This window comes from Actinomadura nitritigenes, from assembly GCF_017573545.1.
GTDB lineage: Bacteria > Actinomycetota > Actinomycetes > Streptosporangiales > Streptosporangiaceae > Spirillospora > Spirillospora nitritigenes.
Window position 1 is genome coordinate 1 of sequence record NZ_JAGEOK010000093.1, and the last position, 1891, is coordinate 1891.

General features: G+C 73.5%; 2 protein-coding genes. One reads left to right on the top strand and one right to left on the bottom strand.

The window, feature by feature from the left end:
* The coding region (locus J4557_RS48990; protein WP_243777560.1) for a sensor histidine kinase at positions 1 to 251 on the top strand (251 nt) is incomplete at its 5' end.
* A 43-nt stretch (positions 252 to 294) separates the two neighbouring features.
* Here J4557_RS48990 and J4557_RS48995 read toward each other — a convergent pair.
* A complete protein-coding gene (locus J4557_RS48995) occupies positions 295 to 1794 on the bottom strand; it encodes a bifunctional aminoglycoside phosphotransferase/ATP-binding protein (RefSeq protein ID WP_208274817.1) in 1500 nt (499 codons plus the stop codon).
* Positions 1795 to 1891 lie beyond the last annotated feature (97 nt).

Genomic DNA, 1891 nt, shown 5'->3' on the forward strand with positions numbered 1-1891 from the left:
TCGTGCGGGAGGCTCTGTCGAACGTGGCGCGGCATGCGCGGGCGGGTGAGGCCGCGGTCGCCATCGATGTCGGCGACGAGTTGATGCTGCGGGTGGAGGACGATGGTGTGGGCATTCCCGAGGGCGGTCGCCGCAGTGGTCTGCGGAACATGACCGAGCGTGCTGAGGCGTGCGGGGGGTCCTGCACCACCCGCGGGCGGCCCGGTGGCGGCACCATCCTGGCCTGGCGCGTCCCACTCAAGGACGGCTGAGCATTCACGGCCCGATGCGGGGGCCGTGACGCGGGCCGGCGGCTCAGCCGGGGGAAAGGAACGGGCGGCGCGGCCACACGAGATCGGCGCCGTGGGGACGGACGATCGGGAGCGCCCGTTCGAGGGCCGCGGACACCGTGCCGCTGGTATCGATCGTGGCGGCCTCGGGCCACGGCGCGGCCTCGGCGCTCATCGCGAGGGCGACGGCGCTGTCGGCGTCGGAGGCGCCGTGCGTCCGCCGCCGCATGCGTTCGGCGGCCAGGGCCTCGGGTGCGTCGCAGCGGAACGCGACGAGGTCGGCGTGCTCGCGGTGCGCGACGGAGGCGATGAGGTCCCGTTCGGCCTTGTCGGTCCAGGAGGCGTCGAGGATGACCGTTTCGCCCAGCTGGAGCAGCCGTGCGGCGCGCTCGGCGAGTTCCCGGTAGGTGCGCCGGCTCCATTCGGGCGTGTAGATGCCGGTGCCGTAGGGGGTTGCCGCCGGCGTCTCGGGAGAGAGCCCGGCGAGTTCCTTGCGGACGCGGTCGCTGCTGAGGAGGGTGCAGCCGAGCCGGTCGGCGAGGGCGCCCGCAAGGGAGGACTTCCCGGTGCCGGGCAGCCCGCCGACGAGGACCAGGTCGACCTTCCCGGCGCGCAGGTGGCGGAGGGCGACGTCGGCGTATCCGCGGGCCTCGGCGGCCGCGTGGCCGTCGCCCTGGGCGTGGCGCAGGCAGGCGACCTTGGCGCGGACGAAGGCGCGGTAGGCGACGTAGTGGTGGCGCAGCGAGGCCGGGGCGGGATCGGCGGCGAACTCGGTGTACCAGCCGATGAACCGCTCGGCGAGGTCCGGCGCGCCGAGGTGTTCGAGGTCCATCGCGAGGAACGACGCGTCGTCGAGGCCGTCCAGCCAGCGCAGGCGCTCGTCGAACTCCAGGCAGTCCAGGATCCGCGGGCCGTCGTCGAGGCAGAAGATGTCGGTGGCCAGCAGGTCCCCGTGGCCGTCCACGACGCGTCCCTCGGCGATCCGGGCGTTGAACAGCGGATCGCGGCCGGCGAGGAAGCTGATCGCGAGCCGCTCGATCTCGGTCGCGGCCGAACCGGCGATGACGTGCCCCGGCAGGGATCTGACCAGCTCGAAGCCGTCGTCCCATCGGGACCGGACGGCGTCGCGCGTCTCCTGCGCGGAGATCCGCGGGCCGCGCGGCGCCTCGGCGTGCCACGCGGCCAGGATGCGGGCCGTGTCGCGCAGCGGGCCCTCGACGGGCTCGCGCGCCTCGACGAGGGTGGACAAGCGCCGGTCGGGGGGCATCCGCCGCATGGTGACCAGGTGATCGCAGAGGTCGCCGTCGGGGCCGCGGACGTCGCAGACGCCGAGGTAGACGTCGGGCGCGAACCGCCGGTTGAGCCGGATCTCCTCGTGGCAGGCGTGCTCGCGCCGCTCCCGGGTGCTGAAGTCGAGGAAACCGAGGTCGAGCGGCTTCTTCAGCTTGTAGGCCCGGTCTCCGACGAAGAAGACGACGCCGCTGTGGGTCTCGCTGACGGCCGCGCCGTTCATCTGGTCGGGCATCGCGTGTCACGCTCTCGGGTAGGCGGTGGGGTGGGTGTCGTCGTGCTGGTAGTCGAGGTCGTTGATGACGTTCACGACGCCTTCGGTGGCGGCGGTC